Below are 18,009 nucleotides of genomic sequence, written 5' to 3' on the forward strand. Positions count from 1 at the left end.
GTGACGCGACGACCCCGTCGCCTGCGGTCACACCTCGTCGTCGGCGCAGCGGGCCTGGCGGTCGGAGCGCTGGTGGTCGGCGGTGTGTGGGCCGCCACGAGCGGTGCGGACCGGGGGGACGAGCAGGCCGCTCGCCCCCGGCCGACGCCGAGCGTCGAGCAGACCCCGGCCGCGACGCCGAACGGTGTCCCGGACACCCGTGCGACGCCCGACGCGACCGCGACTGGATCGCCCGACGCCGGGACGGGACAGGCCTCCCCGGTCGACACGGCCCGGTGCGACGCCGCCGCGACGACGACGGTCAGCACGGCGAAGGCCCTGGAGAAGGCACTCGACGACGCTCGAGCAGGGGCCGTGATCCGGCTCGCGTCCGGCACGTACACCGGCCGGTTCGAGGCCTCCGCGGCCGGGACGTCGGACGCACCCGTGACGCTGTGCGGCCCGCGTGACGCCGTGCTCGACGGCGGCGACGTGGAGGGCGGGTACGTCCTGCACCTCGACGGCGCGTCCTACTGGCGGCTCGAGGGGTTCACGGTCCGCAACGGGCAGAAGGGCGTCATGTTCGACGACGTCCAGCACTCGACGGTCGACGGCCTCACGGTCACCGACATCGGTGACGAGGGGATCCACCTGCGCGCCGACAGCAGCGACAACACCGTCCGCGGCAACAGCGTCAGCAGGACCGGTCTCCGGAAGCCGCAGTTCGGCGAGGGCATCTACATCGGCTCCTCGAAGAGCAACTGGTGCAAGGTCTCGGACTGCCGTGAGGACCGCAGCGACCGAAACGTCGTCACGGGCAACACCATCGCCGACACCGCTGCCGAGAACGTCGACATCAAGGAGGGGACGACCGGAGGCACCCTCTCCGACAACTCCTTCGACGGTGTCGGGATGCAGGGCGAGAACCACGCCGACTCGTGGGTGGACGTCAAGGGGAACGGGTGGACCGTCACCGGGAACCGGGGCGTCCGCTCACCGCTCGACGGCTTCCAGACCCACGAACTGCTGTCCGGCTGGGGGACCGACAACACCTTCACCGACAACCGCGTCGACCTCGGCAACACCGACGGCGTCGCGTTCGCCCTCCGACCCGTCGAGGGCAACACCGTCTCCTGCGACAACACCGTGGTCGGCTCGAACGAGTTCAGCACCACGGCCTGCACCGACTGACACCCGACGGCCACCGCGGTCCGTCACCACCCACCCTTCGCGACCCGAGAGCGAGCCCTTCCCATGTCTGCTTCCGTCACACCCATCCCCGACACCGCGATGCCGCCGGTCGCCCACCAGCCCCGCCTGACCGTCATCGGCACGGGGTACCTCGGCGCCACCCACGCCGTCTCGATGGCCGTCCTCGGGTACGAGGTCCTCGGCGTCGACGTCGACCCCGCCAAGGTCGAGGCGCTGATGTCCGGCCGGGTGCCCTTCCACGAGCCCGGCCTGCCCGAGCAGCTCGCGCAGGCCCTGGCGTCCGGTCGGCTGCGGTTCACCTCGTCACTGCGCGAGGCCGCCGAGTTCGGCGACGTCCACTTCGTCTGCGTGGGCACGCCCCAGCAGCGGGGGTCGCACGCCGCCGACATGACGTACGTCGACTCCGCCTTCCGCGAGCTCGCGATGCACATCGACCGCCGCGCGCTCGTCGTCGGGAAGTCGACCGTGCCGGTCGGGACCGCCGAACGGCTCGCCGCGCTCGTCGCGGAGGTCGCCCCCGCCGGGACCGAGGTCGAGGTCGCCTGGAACCCGGAGTTCCTCCGCGAGGGCTACGCCGTGCAGGACACGCTGCACCCCGACCGGCTCGTCTTCGGCGTGCAGACGGCGTGGGCCGAGGCGCAGCTGCGTGCAGCCTTCCGCCCGGTCCTCGACGAGGGGACGCCGCTGGTCGTGGCCGACCTGCCGACGGCGGAACTCGTCAAGGTGGCCGCCAACTCGTTCCTCGCGACGAAGATCTCCTTCATCAACGCGATGGCGGAGGTCTGCGAGGCGGCCGGTGCGGACGTCAGCGTCCTGGCGAGCGCCCTGTCCCACGACACCCGCATCGGCGGCCGCTTCCTCAAGCCCGGCCTCGGCTTCGGTGGCGGGTGCCTGCCGAAGGACATCCGCGCGTTCTCGGCCCGGGCGCAGGAGCTCGGTGTCGGCCAGGCGGTCCGCTTCCTCGACGAGGTCGACGCGATCAACCTGCGCCGCCGCCAGCGGACCGTCGACCTGGTCACGGAGATGGCCGAGGGGGACCTGGCGGGCAAGCGGATCGCGGCGCTCGGCGCGGCGTTCAAGCCGAACTCCGACGACATCCGCGATGCGCCGGCGCTCGACGTCGCACGGATGCTCGACGAGGCGGGTGCCGTCGTCACCGTGTACGACCCCGAGGCGATGGAGAACGCCGCGCGCGCCTACCCGACCCTGCGGTACGCGCCGTCGCTCACCGCGGCGGTGATCGATGCGGACGTGGTCGTGCTGCTGACCGAGTGGGAGCAGTTCCGCACGGTGGACCCGCACGACCTCGGCGCGCTCGTCCACCACCGACGCATCGTCGACGGCCGGCACGCGCTCGACGCGGACGCGTACCGCGCGGCCGGCTGGGAGCACCGTGCGCTCGGCCGACCGTCCGCGTCCGGCACGGTGGAGATCGCGGTCGACGAGCAGGACCGCCTGCAGGCCACGGCCTGACGGCCGGACGTCTCGGTGGGGGTACCACCGAGGACGCGCCCGGTTCACGACGACGTGCACCGGGCGGTGCGGAGGAGGCGGCTTCGGGCAGTGCCGCCCCTCCGCGCAGGGTGCTGCTCAGGCGCCGAGCAGCTCGGCGGCCTCGCGCACCGCGGTCGGGGCTCCGGCGAGGTGCCAGTCGTGCCCGTGGGCCCGGACGACGGTGGCCGCGCCACCGGCGCCCTCGACGAGCGCCCGCCCCGGGAGCCAGTCCCAGTCGGCGCAGTCGGTCTGCACCCAGAGGCCGATGCGGCCCGCTGCGACGTCCACCAGGTCGCAGGACCCCGACCCGCTGATCCGGACCGTTGCCGCCGCTGCCAGGAGCGCCGTCATGGGCGCCGCCTCGGCGGCGCGCAGGTGCGAGCTGTTGAGGAAGGTCGCCACGCTCGTCGCGGCGAGGGTCACGTCCTGCACCGGCGGCACGGCCTCGCCGTCACGGGTCGTCACCCCGTCCGACGCCACCCACGTCTCGTCGGCGAGCGGACGGCGGACCGCACCGACCCGGAGCACGCCGTCGACCTCGAGCGACACCGCGCTGCACCACGCGGGCAGGCCGGCGACGTAGTTGAACGTCCCGTCGATCGGGTCGACGGTCCACCGGCGTCCGTGGGTCGCCTCGGACCGGGTGCCCTCCTCGCCGAGCACCCCGTCGTCCGGGCGGTGCTCGAGCAGCATCCGACGGACGAGGTCCTCGGCGGCGCGGTCGGCGGCGGTGACGAGGTCGGCGGCCGAGGTCTTCCGCTCCGCGTCGGTCCCGTCCCGACGCATGTCGGCCGCGAGCCGGGCGGCGTCGGTCACGAGGGCAGCGGCGAGGGCGTGGTCGTCCATCCGGCAACGGTAGCGGGCGGAGGACGGACGACGCAGGCCCGACGTCGCAGCGTCAGGACGTCGTACGGGATCCGGTCCGAGCCGTCAGGACGCCGTCAGGACCGGCTCGGCCCCGAACAGTCCGCCACAGGCTGGTCGTCGTGGACACGAACCGAGACCGACGACCGCTCCCGACACGGCGCACCGGGTGGCACCCGTGGGGCCGGTGCACCGTGCAGCCCGTCTCCCGCGCACTGTGGAGCGGGCGCACGCTCGAGGTGCACGCCCCGGGGACCACCGCGGGCGAGCTCCTGCTGCTCCGAGCGCTCCAGGTCTGGGGTGCGGCCGGCGCACTCGTAGCGGTCGCACTCGTCGTGGCGCTGCACCGCGTGCCGGCGGTCGGCCTCGTCGTCGCCGTCCTGCTCTACGCCGCCGGTCCCGTCCTGCTCGTCCGGGCGACACGGCGGTTGCGTCCCGGGGTCAGACGCTTGACGATCACGGTGTTCCACGGCAACGGTCAGCCGGAGGTGCACGGCGACGTCCGGCTCCTCGAGGCCTCGCTCGACCTGCTCTGCCTGGTCGAGGACGCCGTCCGTCGCGGGCAGGTGTCCCGCGTCGAGTACGAGCAGGTCTGGGGACAGGTGTGGCGGGCGATGCCCGAGCCCGCGGCGCGGGCCGCAGGCCGACCGCGGTCCGGCGAGGTCGCCCAGCGGCGTGGGACCCACCGGTGAACGGCGTGCCCGAGCCGACGGCGTCGGCGCCGCCGGATGCCGAGGTCGACGATCCGTCGGTCGTGCTCGGCTACGACTGAGCACGCGGTCGGCCCACGGGCCGGTCCGCACGACCGGGCACGCTCATGCCGCGGGGACCACCGGACGGGAGGCCCGTGGCGGCCCCGCCCTGCGCCTCCCGTCCGTCGTCCGCTACAGGACCGCCTTCGGCACCCGGTGCAGGGTCACCGCCCCGACCGCTGCGAACGGGTGCAGCGGGTCCGGGTCGCCGGAACCGGTCGGCCCGCCGAGCTTCGAGTCGCCGACCGCGCTGAGCACCGCGTAGGCGTCCTCGGCCGTCCACCCGTGGTCCTCGACGAGGAACGCGAACGCGTCCTCGTAGCCGCGTCGGACACTCTCCTGCACGGGGTCGCCGAGCCCGACGAAGAGCCACTCGTCGGCGGTCTCGATGCGCGGCGCACGGATCGGCCGACCGCCCTGTACGAGGTCGACGGAGACGATCGCGGTGCCCTGCGCCTCGATCGCGACGAAGGACGACTCGCCCTCGGCCATGATCGCGTGGATGTCCCCGATCGACAGCAGGGCACCGGGCACCCGGACCGGCAGGTACACGGTCGAGCCGGGACGCGCCTCGGTGACGTCCATGTTCCCGCCCTCGGCGTACGCCGGCATGATCGTCGAGTTCGTCCCCGATGCCGGTGCGACGCCGATGCAGCCGATCATCGGTCGGACCGGGAAGGCGTGCCGGTCGGTGACGTGCACCACGCCGTCCTCGATCGGGCAGCGACGGGCGAAGACGCCCTCGGGCATGACGTGCTGGAGCGCGCCCGATCCCGGCAGCGACACCGACCACCCGTGGGTGGTGAGCTGGATGTCGTGGATGTGCACCGCGAGCACGTCACCGGGCTCGGCACCCTCGACCCAGACGGGGCCGGTGACCGGGTTGATCGGTGCCTGCAGCTGCGCCAGGTCGTGGTGCTCGTCGAGTTCGGCGTAGACGGCGTCCGTGGTCTCGAAGCCGATCGTCTCGCCGGTGCCCGGGGTGATCCGGAGCACGGGCTCCCGGTCGGCGGCGAACCCGGGACGACCCAGGCTGTTCGGCAGGAAGTGGTCGGGGGTGGTCATCGGTGGCCCTTCTCCGTGGTGGTGGTGTCGAGGCCGCCGACGGACCCCTCGCCCAGTGTGCCGGGCTCTTCCGACCCGACCTCGGTCGAGCGGCCGGTCCGGCGGTAGTAGAGGAACACCGCGGCGCCGACGACGAGCCAGACGATGCCGCCGACCTTCGCCTCGACGGCGGCGTTGAGCAGGACGTAGCCGATGATCAGGAAGCCGATGAGCGGCACGACGAGGTGCAGCAGCCAGTTGCGGGACCTCCCCTTCACGACGTGGTGCACGAAGACCGACACGTGCAGGAGCATGAAGCCGAACAGCGCGCCGAAGTTCACGAGCGACGAGATGGTGTCGATCTGCCCGACGAAGAACAGCACGAGGATCGCGGAGAGCACGGAGACGACGATGATCGCGTTCTGCGGGACGAGCCTGCCGTTCAGCTTGTGCAGGAACGCGGGCAGCTGCCGGTCGCGGCTCATCGAGAAGAGCAGGCGACTCGTCGCGGCCTGGGCGGCCATGGCGTTCGCGATACCGACGGCGAGCACGTTGACGGCGAAGAACGCGGTGGCCCACCCGCTCGAGGAGGCCTGCTCGACGATGGTGAAGAACGCGTTCCCGGCCTCGCCCTCCGGGAACGAGGCACGACCGCCCGCCAGCGCCGACGCGAGCCACGTCTGCAGCACGAACAGGAACGCGACGATGACGAGTGCCAGGACCATCGCGAGTCCGGCGCCACCGCGGCGACCGGTCGACTCCTCGGACAGCGTCGAGATGCCGTCGAAGCCGAGGAAGCTCAGCACGGCGATCGACAGGGCGCTCGCGATGAGCGGTGCGGACACCTTCGACGGGTCCCACACCTGGTCGGTGCTGAACGAGGCGCCGGGCACGGTCCCGCCGGTCAACGCGACGATCGCGATGACGACGAAGATCGCCACGAAGACGAGCTCGATGAGCAGGAAGATGCGGTTCGCGAGCTTGAGGGACGAGACACCGAGCAGGTTGATCACGGTGTTGATCGCGACGAACACGAGCGCCCAGAGCCAGCGTGGCGTGCCGGGGAAGATGCCGACCATGCTCTCGGCCGCGAACACGTAGAGCAGCGTCGGGACGAGCAGGTAGTCGAGCAGGATCGCCCAGCCCGCGAAGAACCCGGCGGTGGGGTGGATGCCGCGACCGACGTACGAGAACACGCTGCCCGCGAGGGGGATCGACTTCGCCATCTGCGCGTACGCGAGCGCGGTGAAGATCATCGCGACGAGGCCGACCAGGTAGACGAGCGGCACCATGCCGCTCGAGGCGTTGTAGACGGTGCCGAAGATCGCCCACGGGGCGATCGGCACCATGAAGACGAGCCCGTAGACGAGCAGGTCGGTGGTGGAGACGGAGCGCTTGAGCTCCTGCTTGTAGCCGTAGGCCTCGAGCTGCTGCTGTGCAGAGAGCTCGCTGTGCTGCTGCGACATCGTGGTTCCGTTCGGGGAGACGGTGCGTGGGAGGGGGGGATGACGGACGCCGGGCGTGTGGCTGGGTGGGCACGCCGGTCGGGTCCGGTGGGGTGTCGGCCGGGAGGCGCGTGGCGGGGTGAGGTGCGCGCCTCCCGGCCGGCTGGCTGGTCGCCTCAGCCGGTGGGCTGGTCGTCGTGCTCGGCGAGGAACGCCGCGACCACGCGGCGGAACTCCTCGGGCTGCTCCAGGTGCGAGCAGTGGCTCGCACCGGGGAAGACGTGCTGGCGGACGTCGGCGATGCGCTCGACGAAGGGCTGCCACGTGGCGGGCGTCGCCTCGTCGTGCTCGCCCGCGACGACGAGGGTCGGGACCGCCACGCGGTCGAGCCGGTCGACGACGGTCCAGTCGCGCATCGTGCCGACGACGTGGAACTCGTTCGGCCCGTTCATGGTGTGGTACACCGTCGGCTCCTGCTCCATCTGGGTCTCGGAGTCGACGAAGTCCTGTGGCATGGGGACGACGCGGCACACGTGGCGCTGGTAGAACACCTGCGTGGCAGCGAGGTACTCGGGGTCGTCGACGGTGCCGGCCTGCTCGTGCCGCGTGAGGGCGTCCTGCACGTCCTCGGGCAGCTGCGCGCGGAGCTCGGCGGCGCCCTCGACCCAGAGCTGCATCGACGCGGGGGAGTTGCAGATCGCCAGGGAGCGGAGGCCCTCGGGCTGCCGGACCGCGATCTCGGAGCCGAGCATGCCGCCCCACGACTGGCCGAGCACGTGGTGGTCGCCGAGACCGAGGTGGTCCACGAGGGCCGCGTACTCGTCCACGAAGAGCTGCGGGGTCCAGTACTCCGTCGGGGCGTCGGGTCGGTGGGAGCTGCGGCCGCAGCCGAACTGGTCGTGGTGCACGACGGTGCGACCGGTCTCGTCGGCCAGTGCCGCGAGGTTCCGGAGGTAGTCGTGCGCCATGCCGGGGCCGCCGTGCAGGACCACGAGCGGGAGCGCACCGGGGGTCGGGGCGTCGGGTTCGGTGACGCGATACCAGGTCTCGCCGTCCTGGAACGGCATCGTGCCTTCGGTGATGCGGGACATGACGCACAGCATGGACCGGGCAAAGGTTCTCTGCAATACCTTTTCTTGTCCTTTAACGTGGACGAAACGCAAGGAGGGGGCCGAGTGCCAGATCGCGCGACGGAGACCCGTGTCGACGAGGTCGAGGACCGGCTCGTCACCGCCGTGGCCGTCGGAGAGTACCTGCCCGCCTCCCGGCTGCCGCCCGAGCGTGAGCTCGCCGTGCTCCTCGGTGTCGGACGCGTCACCGTGCGCGCGGCCCTCGCGCGACTGGTCGACCGCGGCCTGCTCGAGACACGTCGAGGACGGGGCGGCGGGACCTTCGTCCGTTCGCAGTGGCCGGACTCGTCCTCCGACGCCGTCGCCCGGACGCTGCTCGCACGCTGGGCCGGCATCCGCGACACCACCGACGCGATCGCCCTGCTGCACGGCGCACTCGCCACCGCAGCGGCCGAGCGGATCACCGACGACGGCCGGACGACGCTGCGCACCCGGCTCGAGGACTTCCGCGCCGCCGCGTCCGGGCTCGAGAAGCAGCAGGCGGACGCGGTGCTGCACCGAGCGATCATCGACGCCGCCGGCAACGCCGTGCTCGCAGCGGCGCTCGCCGACCTCGAGTCGCAGGTGTCGATCGCGGCGCCCGCACACCTCTGGGGCACCGCCGAGGGCATGGCCGAGATGGAGCACCGTGCCCTGCTCGAGCACGAGGGGCTCGTCGACGCCGTCTGCGCCGGGCAGTCGGTCGACGCGGGGGTGCTCGCACGTCGGCACGTCGGCATCGATCTCGAACTGCTCGAGCGGGCGATGCTCCGGGCAGGCCAGGTCCCGACCTCCTGACGGCGTCCGTCGTGCATGATCGTCGCAACGGAGGTGCACGTGGCGGAGATCCTGGTGGTCGAGGACGACCCGGCGATGGGCGCGCTCGTCGAGCGTGGACTGGTCGGCGAGGGGCACGCGGTCACGGTGGTCACCGACGGCGTCGCCGCGCTCGTGGCTGCGGCCGCGCGGTCGTTCGACGCGGCGGCGATCGACGTCATGCTCCCCGAGATGACCGGATTCGAGGTGTGTCGTCGGTTGCGCGAGACGGGCCAGGACTTCCCGGTGATCCTCGTCACCGCGCGGGATGCCGTCGACGACCGGGTCTTCGGGCTCGACGCCGGCGCGGACGACTACCTCACGAAGCCCTTCGCGATCGCCGAGCTCAACGCCCGGATCCGGGCGCAGCTCCGCCGCAGGTCCGCCGGTGCCGTGACCGTCGTGCAGGCCGGCGCCGTCCGACTCGACACCGTGACCGTCCGGGCGACCGTGGCGGGCCGGGACCTGCCCCTCAGCGTGAAGGAGTTCTCGCTGTTGCGGTACCTGGTGCAGGGGGCGCCGGAGACCCGGTCCCGGGCGGAGGTGCTGCGTGAGGTGTGGGGGAGCGCCGAGCACTTCGACCCCACGATCGTCGACCAGTACGTCAGCTACGTGCGGAAGAAGCTGCACGCCTCGGGCGCCGACGTGGCCATCCGGACCGTGCGGGGCGTCGGCTACGCGCTCGACGTCGTGTCCCGTCCGTGAGGCTCCTGCGGCGGCTGTCCGTCCGCGCGCGCATCACGATCGGGAGTGTGCTCGTCGGCGCGGTCGTGCTCTCCCTGGTCGCGCTCGTGCTGCACGCCGAGGTGCGGCAGGCCACGCTGGAGACCGACCGGTCCCTCGCCGTCGGCGACGCGGCGCCGTTCGTCGCCGACCTCCGGGACAACCCGGGTGAGGCGCCCGACCGACCGGCCGACGGCGTCCTCGTGGGGATCCGCTCCTCGACCGGCGAGTGGATCGTCGACACGCTGCCGGACGACCTCCGCCGGTCGCTCCCGGACGGCGTCCCACGATCGACCACGACGCTCCGGCTCGGCGACGGGCACCGCAGCGCGACGCTCGTCGGCACACCGGTCGCGAGCGCCGACGGACGGTTCGTCGTGTGGGCTGCGCAGGACGGCCGTGCCGGGCACGAGACGGTCGAACGCGTCGACCGCTCGCTCGTCGTGGGGACCCTGCTCGCGCTCGTCGCATCGGGCCTCGCCGCCTGGCTGCTCTCGACCGTCGCGCTCCGACCCGTCGCGCGGATGCGTCGGACCGCCGAGGCGCTCAGCGGCGGGGACGCGACCGGGCACCTGCCCGTCGGCCCGTCGGAGGACGAGCTCGCCGACCTCGCGAGGACCCTCAACGCCTTCATCGACCGGCAACGCGAGAACGCGGTCCGCGAACGACGGATGGTGTCCGACGCCAGCCACGAACTCCGGACGCCGCTCGCGGCACTGACGGCACGACTCGAGCTCGCGCACCGGTCGTCCGGTGACGCCGCCGCGCTCGAGCGGGAGCTGGCGGCCGCCGAGTCCGACGCCGCGCGTCTCACCGCACTCGCCGACACCATGCTCGAGCTGAGCCGGCTCGACGAGACGCAGGCCACGCCGTCGACCACCGCAGCGGAGCTCGTGACGGAGCTGATGGGCAGTGTCGACCGGGCTCGGGCGCTCGGGGGGACCAGCGGGGTCGACTTCACCGTGGACGTGCCCGACGGTGCCGAACGGTACGGCATCACCCCCGCGGCGTTCGGACGGGTCGTCGACAACCTCGTCGCGAACGCGATCGCCGCGGGCGCTCCGGACGTCGAGGTCGGCATCACGTTGGTCCGGCAGGAGGACCGCGCACTGCAGCTGGTCGTCCGTGACGACGGTCCCGGTGTGCCGGAGGACTTCCTCCCGCGTGCGTTCGACCGCTTCACCCGTGCCGACGACGCACGGCGGGCCGTCCTCGGTGGCAGCGGACTGGGCCTGGCGCTCGTCCGAGGGCTCGCCGAGCGGGCGGGCGGGGAGGCCACGCTTGCGAACGCACCCGGCGGCGGCGCCGTCGCGGTGGTGCGACTGCCCGCGCGCTGAGGCCCGGGGACGGCCCTGCTTCGTTCGAGGTCTCGAACGAAGCAGGGCCGTCGTTCCGGGCTGCTTCATGGGACCGGTGTCGATGCTGAACGTCACCCGATCACCTGCTGGAGAGGAACGAGACGATGATCGACACCGCTCGCCCCACCCGACGTGCCGCGGCGGCTCCGCCGCGGCACTTCCCGGCACCGCCCGCGGAGCCCCTCGAGGTCGCCGCCCGGCGCCGTCGCCGATCCGGTCGCGGCCGTGCTGCGGTCACCGACCTGCTCGGTGTCCTCGCGTGGGCGTCCGCCGCCGTCGCCGTCGCGCTCTGGCTGGCCTCGCCGGGATCGCACTCGGTCTCGGGCGTCGGCGGCGTGCTCACCGACACCGGGATCGTCGCCGGTCTGGTCGCGACCGACCTGGTGCTCGTGATGCTCGTGCTCGCCGCGCGTGTGCCGCTGATCGACCGCGTGTTCGGCCAGGACAAGGCGATCGCGGTGCACCGGTCGCTCGGCGAGCCCGTGCTGTACCTGCTGCTGGCACACGGCGTGCTGCTGACGCTGGGCTACGGCGCGTCGTCGGGTACCGGCCCGATCGCCGAGACCGTCTCGCTCTTCTCCACGCCGGACATGCCGCTCGCGTACCTCGCCCTGGGGCTGTTCGTCGCGGTCGTGGTGTCGTCCCTCGTCGCGGTCCGGCGTCGACTGCCGTACGAGGCGTGGCACGTCGTCCACCTGCTCAGCTACGCCGCCGTCCTCGTCGCGTTGCCGCACATGCTCAGCGTCGGCAGCGTGCTCGGGCAGGGCACCTGGCAGCGGGCGTACTGGATCGCCGCGTACGCCGTCGCGCTCGGTCTCGTCGTCGTCCACCGCTTCGTCCGACCGGTGGTCGTGAGCCTGCGGCACCGCATCCGGGTGGTGGCGGTGGAGCCGATCGCTCCCGGAGTCGTGTCGATCCACCTGGCGGGCCGCGACCTCGACCGGCTGGGTGCCCGCGGCGGCCAGTACGGCGTCTGGCGGTTCTGGTCCGCGCGGACCTGGTGGCACGCCCACCCGGTGTCGTTCTCGGCCGTGCCCGGACGAGAGCGTGCCCGGATCACCGTGCGCGACCTCGGAGCGGGGTCCGCGCGCCTCGGGCGGATCCGGCCGGGTACCGCGGTGTCCCTCGAGGGCCCCTACGGCCTGTTCACGACCCGGGCCCGCACGGCCCCGTACCTCGCCCTCGTCGCATCGGGCATCGGGATCACGCCGGTCCGCGCGCTGCTCGAGGACACCGACCTGCGTCCCGGCGAGGCCACGGTGCTCCTGCGGGGGACCGACGCCGAGCAGCAGTACCTGTGGCAGGAGACCGCGGAGCTCGCTGCGGCGACCGGGAGCACCCTCTTCGCCGTGGTCGGGCACCGCGCGAGGTCGCAGGAGAGCTGGATGACGGAGGACGACCTCCGTCGTGGGGTCAGCCTGCGGTCGGCGTTCCCGCGGTTGCTCGAGTCCGACCTCTACGTCTGCGGGCCGCAGGCGTGGTCCGACCTGGTGGTGCGGGAGGCCCGGCTCGCCGGCGTCCCGGAGCACCAGATCCACCAGGAACGGTTCGGGTCGTGAGGGCCCGGGTGGTCGTCGGCGGCGTCCTGTCCTCGGTGGCGGTGCTCGCCATCGGGTGGCAGCTCGGCGGACAGCCGGCCGTGACGACACCGGCGCAGGGCACGACGTCGGGGAGCGCCGGCTCGGGCGGGACCTCCGGCTCGTCGGCGTCGCCGGGACCGTCCGGTACCGGCTCGTCGGCGTCCGGCTCGTCTGCATCCGGCTCGTCCGGCGCGTCCGACTCCGGGACCTTCACCGGTGCCGCGGCGCAGACGCAGTACGGCGAGGTCCAGGTGCAGATCACCGTCGCCGACGGGAAGATCACCGACGTGACCCCCCTGCACCTGACCGACCGGGACGGCCGCTCCGTCGCGATCAGCCAGCAGGCCGCCCCGATCCTCCGGCAGGAGGCCCTGCAGACCCAGTCGGCGCAGATCCAGGCGGTGAGCGGCGCGACGTTCACGAGCGGGGGCTACACCACGTCGTTGCAGTCCGCGATCGACCAGGCCGGCCTGTGAGCGTCCTGACGTTCGAGACGATGGGGACCGTCGTGAGCCTCCGCGGTGCCACTCCGGAGGCCGCGTCCGCGGTCCGCGCCGTGTTCGCCGGGTACGACCACCGCTACAGCCTCTGGGACCCCGCTTCGGTGCTGAGCCGCATCGCCGCCGGGTCGCTCCGGCTGTCCGATGCGCCGACCGCGGTCCGGGACGTCTACGCGCTCGCCCTGTCGTGGCGGGACCGGACCGGTGGTGCCTTCACGCCCCACCGTCCGGACGGGGTGATCGACCTGTCCGGCGTCGTCAAGGCACTCGCGATCCGTGACGCCGGGGAGGTCCTCGACACCGGCACGGACGCCTGGATGCTCAGCGCCGGCGGCGACGTACTCGTCCGCGGCACCCACCGACCCGACGAGCCGTGGTCGGTCGGTGTCGTCGATCCCGGACGTCGGGACACCGTCGTCGGGGTCGTGCGGCTCGGCCGCAGCCGACGTGCGGTCGCGACCTCGGGGACCGCGGAGCGCGGGGAGCACATCTGGCGACGGAGCGCGCCCGTGTTCGTGCAGGCGACCGTCGTCGCCGACGACGTCCTGACGGCGGACGTCCTCGCAACGGCCGTCGTCGCCGGGGACGAGGACGACCTCCGGCGACTGACCGCCGACGGGGACGTCGACGTGCTCGCCTTCACTGCCGACGGCATCGTCTGGGCGACGCCCGGTGCGGCTCCCTGGGTGTCGTCAGCGCTCGGGCCGGGCGCTGTGCCCGTGGCGGGGCCGCTCGAGCAACCGCCCACGGGGCGGGCTCAGGTCGGCGTCGATCCCTCGAGCCGCGCCTCCTCGGCGTCGTAGCCCGCGCGCACCTGCCGGAGCACCAGGTCGTCGATCTCGTCGTCGTCCCGCAGCCGCAGCAGGGTGGCGGCCTTGTGCCGGACCAGGGCGAGCTCGAGCGCGACCGTCGCGTCGTGTCGCTGCAGCGTCGGGTGGTCCTCGTCGTCCTCCTCCCGAGCCTGGATCACGTCGAGGTGGGCCTCCAGGTCGCGTCGGACGCGGTCGATCGTCGCCCGGTCGGCACCTGCCCTGCGCGCCAGGCGGGGGAGCGCGTCGAGCGCTTCCTCGACCGCCGTGCGCTCGGCGTAGCGGCGTTCCTCGCCGACGGACTCGTCCTCGGGGAGCGCCGCGCGCCGCAGGACGGCGGGGAGCACGAGTGCCTGGCCGACGATGGTCACGACGACGACGCCGGCGGTGACGAACACGATGAGGTCGCGGTCGGGGAAGGCGCCCCCGGACTCGAGCGTGCGCGGCACCGCCACCGCCATCGCCAGGGAGACCGCACCGCGGAACCCGGCGAAGCCGCTCACCAGTCGGTCGCGTCGACCCTCCCGCGGTTCGCCGCCGAACCGCCGGGTGACGAGCCAGACGGTTCCTCCGATCGTGCCCTCGAAGGCGAACCGCACGAGCACGAGCACGACGGAGACCGCGAGCACGAGACCGACGCCGCTCCACAGCTCACGGGCGTCGAGGGCACGGGCAGCGACCATGGCCTCGATGCCGACGAGCACGAACAGCGCACCGTTGAGCAGGTACGTGAGGAACGACCAGAAGGCGCGGACCTGCTGGCGGGTCTCCGCCCGGTCGAGCTTCGGAGCGACCTGGCTCACGACGATGCCCGCGGCGACGACGGCGAGCACCCCGGACGCGCCGACGGCCTCGGCGCCGAGGAACGCCGCGAACGGCACGAGCAGCGTGACGAGGTTCTCGAGCACGACCGTGTCGACCCGTCGGAGCACGAGCGAGCCGAGCCACGCGGCGAGGAGTCCGGCCGCGACCCCGCCGACGTACGACAGGACGAGCATGCCGGAGACGTTCCAGAACGTGAGCTCCTGCGTCCCGACGGTCACGGCGACCGCGATGCCGTACACGACCAGGGTGGTGCCGTCGTTCACCAGGCTCTCCGCGCGGAGGACCGTGACGTTCCGGCGGGGCAGCATCTTCGTGAGCACACCCACGGCCGTGGCGTCGGTCGGGGCAACCGCTGCGCCGAGCACCCAGGCCGGCCCCCAGGGCATGCCCAGCAGGTGCAGGAGCGTCGCCACGACGCCGGCGGTCACGACGACGAGCAGCGTGCCCATCAACACGATGCCGCGCAGGTTCTTGCGGATCTCCCGGAGCGACGTGGTGAGGCTCTCCCAGTAGAGCAGTGCGGGGAGGAACAGCAGCAGCACGGCCTCGGCGGGCAGTTCGACCCGACCGAAGGTGGGGACGAAGGCGAGCAGCGCGCCGATGACGAGCAGGAGCACGGGCGGCGCGATCCTGATGCGGTCCGCGACGGCAGCCGTCACGGCGATGGCGAGCCCGAGGGCCACCACCAGTTCTGGACCGAGCACGTGTCTCCTCAGGATTCGTTGCGACGCGTCAGTCAACGCCGAACGTGCTGCACGTCCTTCCCGATCGGTCCGGCACGGATGGTGGAGGGCGGCTATGCTCCACCTGTATGGGGGTACAGTTCGACGACGGCGCCGCGCAGGGACTCGTGACGGCAGCATCACACGCAGACCGGGTCCTCGCTGAGCAGGGGGCAGGGAGACGCAGCTCGGCAGAGTCGGCGTCGCAGGAGTTCCGGGGCGCGTACGCACGCCTCTTCCAACAGGCGTGCGCGACCGAGGCCCAGGATCGAGCCCGCTTGGCGTCGGTGCTCGACGACCTGGCGCGGCAGGTCCGGCTCGCCGCGCAGCTGGCCGCCGAGGAGCGCGCTCGGCTCGCCGACGTCGCGGCCTGGGACGCGCGTGAGGCGGACCGCGCTGAACGACGGGACGACGACGCGGTGCAGTGGATCGCCTCGGGGGTGGAGGGGCTCTTCGACCCGCGGCCGACCGCGCCGCCCGTGCAGCCCCCGACGGTCGCCGTCGCGTTCTCGCCCACGCAGCGCATCAGGACCTCGACCGGCTCCGGATCCGCGACGAGCAGCGCCGACCCGACCGACCTCCGGAGCTTCGTGACGCACGCCCGAGCGGCCGACACCGCGCTCCGCGCCGAGGTGGACCGGGTCGGGACCGCGTGGTCGCACTTCGTTGCCTCGTGTTCGTGGGTGCCGACCGGCGGCCCGGGGTTCGTCGACGGCGCTCGGCGCCTCGTGGACGAGAACGACGCGGACGCAGGATGGATCGAGCACGTCGCTGGCGCCTTCGAGCAGGCGGGCAACGGCACCCTCACCGACCGGGTCCTCGACCTCGTCGTCGCCGCCGCCCTCTCCGCCGAGGGTGTCGACCCCCTCGAGGTCCTGTCGCACATGGATCCGGAGGTCGGAGCGGCATGGCTGGCGGCGAACCCGGACGTCCTCGACCGGCTCGTCGCGGATCCACCCGCGTGGGGGACGTCGTCGACGGTGCTGTCGGCGATCGTCGGAGCGGCCCGCGCCGCCGACCTGCCGCCGACCCGGTACGCCGACGTGCTGCAACGCATGTACGTGACCCGTGCGGCCGAGAAGGTCGGCATCGACATGGCGACGTGGCAGCTGGACCGTGGAGCTCCGGCACTGATGCCGCAGGTCGCCGGCTCGTACGAGTACTACGCGAGCCTGTACCTCGACGATCCCGCCTTCACGTGGGCCGGCATGGCGAACATGGTCGGCCCGGACTTCGCGGCGGGCTTCCTCGACCTGCACTCGTTCCGCGACCACATCCAGACGGCACGTCCGCTGGCGCCTCCGTCGATCCGACCGCTCATCGACCAGCTGGCCGGGATGGGCGACGACGAGATCGCCTTCTACGAACGCACGTTCCTCGGCATGCAGAAGGACATCTTCCTGGACGCTTCGACGATGCACGAGGCCTACCTCGACGGCGGCATGACGAGCATCGACGAGCTCCGTGCCGCGGGGCTCCTCCGCGGTGCGAACGACGACCCGGTCGACGCCGCGCTGTCGGAGCGGCAGACGTACTCCGCCTGGCAGGACATCGACGCCGGCAGGCGCACGGGGGACCAGGACCGCATCGCACAGGGCAACGAGACCCTGCTGCTCCGCGAGCAGCGCGACACCATCCAGGGCGCCTACCAGCAGATGCACGACCGAGAGCCGACCGGTGAGGCCCTCACGACGATGTTGGGGATCGTCGGCGACGCGTCCATCCCCGGAACCAAGACGCTCGGCCAGTTCGAGGGCGGCATCGACGTACCGGTCGACGTGAACCCCTTCAGCCCCGGCACACAGGGCTGGGTGGACCACTGGTACATCCCCCAGGGGAACATCTCGGAGTTCGATACCCGGTGGGACTACATCGAGGGAGACACACTGCCCGCGTGGCAGCAGCTCGTCCAGGACGACCCCGACCGTGCCCGCGAACTCGTGGGTGGGTCGGTCCCCGATCGGATCCAGCAACGTCGGCTCGACAACCGCATCCCGGAACTCCTCGACAACCTCCACGACTCGGAGCTCGCATGGCACTGAACGCTCGTCGCCCAGGGATCGCGGCAGCGGTCGTCGCCACCGCGGTCGTCGCCCTGCTGTCGGGCTGCGCCGGCCCGCCACCGGGGGCCCAGTCCGACCCCTCCACCCGTCCCGACCGAAGCGAGACCGACGTGCAGCACAACGGCCCCACCCCGACCGCCATGCGCCTCGAGGACGGCGTGGAGGTCTGGGACCTCACCGGCACGCCGAGCGTCGAGGCGTTCGGCGTCGACACCGACGGCGAGTCGCCGGTCCGGAACGCGGTCGCCGCCTACAGCTCCACCGATGATCGACCGGCACGCTTCGTCCTCCCGGGCGACCGGGTCGTCGACCTGCCGGTCGGCGAGGTGATCGTCACCGTCGACGACTACCCGGACGGGCTCACCGACTCCTCCGGCGAGGTCATCACCCCGGCAGGTCGGTCGTTCGTCCTGCAGGTCGAGGGACCGACGACCTCCGGTGCGGCCGCAGGGGTCGCGGCCTACCGGGACGCGCTCGAGTCGGCCGACCTCCCGACGAACGGAGCGGACGAGCTGCAGGAGAAGGTCGAGTCGGTCCCCTCGATCGACGGGACGGAGACGAGCGGGCGGCTGGGCGCGAGCACCGACGTGCCCGTGCCGGACGGGATGTCCGCGGCGCTCAGCTCGCGGTTCCGTCCGTCGGACACGACGCCGACGTTCCGGATGCAGCTCTTCGTCTCCTGGGAGCCGGTGCCGATCCCCTGAACGGCGAGGG

The 18,009-nt window shown here is 72.7% G+C and carries 16 protein-coding genes; 11 read left to right on the forward strand and 5 right to left on the reverse strand.

The window, feature by feature from the left end; all coding sequences use genetic code 11:
- Together NI26_RS07555 and NI26_RS07560 are read left to right on the forward strand one after the other, a co-directional pair.
- Positions 1–1,170: a right-handed parallel beta-helix repeat-containing protein gene (locus tag NI26_RS07555; RefSeq protein WP_066654146.1), complete on the forward strand. Its 1,170-nt coding sequence runs from the start codon at positions 1–3 to the stop codon at positions 1,168–1,170.
- 63 nt (positions 1,171–1,233) lie between these two features.
- The gene (locus NI26_RS07560) at positions 1,234–2,664 is read left to right on the forward strand and encodes a UDP-glucose dehydrogenase family protein (RefSeq protein WP_200884143.1); all 1,431 of its coding nucleotides are present in this window, start codon (positions 1,234–1,236) and stop codon (positions 2,662–2,664) included.
- Positions 2,665–2,781: 117 nt separating this feature from the next.
- Here the strand turns inward: NI26_RS07560 and NI26_RS07565 are convergent, their stop codons facing one another.
- Positions 2,782–3,531, reverse strand: coding sequence for an inositol monophosphatase family protein (locus NI26_RS07565; RefSeq protein ID WP_066654151.1), 750 nt, complete (start codon positions 3,529–3,531; stop codon positions 2,782–2,784).
- Positions 3,532–3,671: 140 nt separating this feature from the next.
- On the opposite strand from NI26_RS07565, the gene NI26_RS07570 reads away from it, so the two are divergent.
- Positions 3,672–4,241 carry a DUF6611 family protein gene (locus tag NI26_RS07570; RefSeq protein WP_066654152.1) on the forward strand — a complete coding sequence of 190 codons (570 nt, stop codon included), beginning with the start codon at positions 3,672–3,674 and terminating at the stop codon, positions 4,239–4,241.
- A gap of 192 nt (positions 4,242–4,433) precedes the next feature.
- On the opposite strand, the gene NI26_RS07575 is transcribed toward NI26_RS07570, so the two are convergent.
- From NI26_RS07575 to NI26_RS07585, 3 genes are all read right to left on the reverse strand, one after another.
- Complete coding sequence (locus NI26_RS07575) at positions 4,434–5,366, reverse strand: acetamidase/formamidase family protein (protein ID WP_066654155.1); 933 nt, start codon at positions 5,364–5,366, stop codon at positions 4,434–4,436.
- Positions 5,363–6,811: an APC family permease gene (locus NI26_RS07580; RefSeq protein WP_066654158.1), complete on the reverse strand. Its 1,449-nt coding sequence runs from the start codon at positions 6,809–6,811 to the stop codon at positions 5,363–5,365. The genes NI26_RS07575 and NI26_RS07580 overlap by 4 nt, the downstream gene beginning before the upstream one ends.
- A 155-nt stretch (positions 6,812–6,966) precedes the next feature.
- Positions 6,967–7,881 carry a proline iminopeptidase-family hydrolase gene (locus NI26_RS07585; RefSeq protein WP_235426587.1) on the reverse strand — a complete coding sequence of 305 codons (915 nt, stop codon included), beginning with the start codon at positions 7,879–7,881 and terminating at the stop codon, positions 6,967–6,969.
- 84 nt (positions 7,882–7,965) lie between these two features.
- Here NI26_RS07585 and NI26_RS07590 point away from each other — a divergent pair, with 84 nt between their 5' ends.
- From NI26_RS07590 to NI26_RS07615, 6 genes are all read left to right on the forward strand, one after another.
- Positions 7,966–8,697, forward strand: coding sequence for a FadR/GntR family transcriptional regulator (locus NI26_RS07590; protein WP_066654162.1), 732 nt, complete (start codon positions 7,966–7,968; stop codon positions 8,695–8,697).
- Positions 8,698–8,712: 15 nt separating this feature from the next.
- Positions 8,713–9,420 (forward strand): response regulator transcription factor, encoded by a 708-nt coding sequence (locus NI26_RS07595; protein ID WP_066654164.1) that lies wholly within the window; start codon positions 8,713–8,715, stop codon positions 9,418–9,420.
- Positions 9,417–10,775, forward strand: a complete 1,359-nt coding sequence (locus NI26_RS07600; protein ID WP_066654166.1) for a sensor histidine kinase — start codon at positions 9,417–9,419, stop codon at positions 10,773–10,775. The genes NI26_RS07595 and NI26_RS07600 overlap by 4 nt, the downstream gene beginning before the upstream one ends.
- 125 nt (positions 10,776–10,900) lie before the next feature.
- A complete protein-coding gene (locus tag NI26_RS07605; protein ID WP_066654168.1) occupies positions 10,901–12,355 on the forward strand; it encodes a ferredoxin reductase family protein in 1,455 nt (484 codons plus the stop codon).
- Positions 12,352–12,852 (forward strand): FMN-binding protein, encoded by a 501-nt coding sequence (locus NI26_RS07610; protein WP_066654170.1) that lies wholly within the window; start codon positions 12,352–12,354, stop codon positions 12,850–12,852. The genes NI26_RS07605 and NI26_RS07610 overlap by 4 nt, the downstream gene beginning before the upstream one ends.
- On the forward strand, positions 12,849–13,679 hold the full coding sequence (locus NI26_RS07615; protein ID WP_066654172.1) for an FAD:protein FMN transferase: 831 nt from the start codon (positions 12,849–12,851) through the stop codon (positions 13,677–13,679). The genes NI26_RS07610 and NI26_RS07615 overlap by 4 nt, the downstream gene beginning before the upstream one ends.
- Here NI26_RS07615 and NI26_RS07620 read toward each other — a convergent pair.
- On the reverse strand, positions 13,634–15,214 hold the full coding sequence (locus NI26_RS07620) for a Na+/H+ antiporter (protein WP_066654174.1): 1,581 nt from the start codon (positions 15,212–15,214) through the stop codon (positions 13,634–13,636). The two genes, NI26_RS07615 and NI26_RS07620, sit on opposite strands and share 46 nt — an antisense overlap.
- A gap of 107 nt (positions 15,215–15,321) precedes the next feature.
- Here NI26_RS07620 and NI26_RS07625 point away from each other — a divergent pair, with 107 nt between their 5' ends.
- A complete protein-coding gene (locus NI26_RS07625; protein ID WP_144411297.1) occupies positions 15,322–17,274 on the forward strand; it encodes a hypothetical protein in 1,953 nt (650 codons plus the stop codon).
- The gene (locus NI26_RS07630) at positions 17,265–17,999 is read left to right on the forward strand and encodes a hypothetical protein (RefSeq protein WP_066654178.1); all 735 of its coding nucleotides are present in this window, start codon (positions 17,265–17,267) and stop codon (positions 17,997–17,999) included. Before NI26_RS07625 ends, NI26_RS07630 begins: the two co-directional genes overlap by 10 nt.
- Positions 18,000–18,009 lie beyond the last annotated feature (10 nt).

Source organism: Curtobacterium sp. MR_MD2014 (genome assembly GCF_000772085.1).
In the GTDB taxonomy this organism is placed as follows: domain Bacteria; phylum Actinomycetota; class Actinomycetes; order Actinomycetales; family Microbacteriaceae; genus Curtobacterium.